1 protein-coding gene is annotated in these 283 nt (G+C 67.8%); it reads right to left on the bottom strand.

Annotated features, from left to right (window positions below):
* On the bottom strand, positions 1-283 hold a 283-nt coding region (locus BST15_RS21040), incomplete at both ends, for a hypothetical protein (RefSeq protein ID WP_207572074.1).

Raw genomic sequence — 283 nt, 5'->3', positions numbered from 1 at the left:
CCACTGCGCTGCCGTGGCCGTAGGCCAGGGCCAGCAGCAGCGGCACCTGGCAGAAGGTGAGGAAGACGAACGGCAACTTCAGGTTCAGGCGATCGATCAGGCGCCCCATGATCAGTTGCGCCACCGCGCCGAAGGCATAGGCCAGGCTGACCACCACGCCGAGGGTCTGCGGCGACGCCAGCAAGTCGCTCAGGCGCTCCTGGAACAGCTTCGGGTAGGTCACGGTGCTGGCGTTGAACACCACCCCGCCGGTGGCGGTGACCAGCGCCAGCACGCCGAACAC

This window comes from Mycolicibacter arupensis (assembly GCF_002086515.1).
GTDB classification, from domain to species: domain Bacteria; phylum Actinomycetota; class Actinomycetes; order Mycobacteriales; family Mycobacteriaceae; genus Mycobacterium; species Mycobacterium arupense.
The sequence above is the reverse complement of the archived record's forward strand: the minus strand, read 5'-3'. Positions and strand labels throughout refer to the sequence as shown.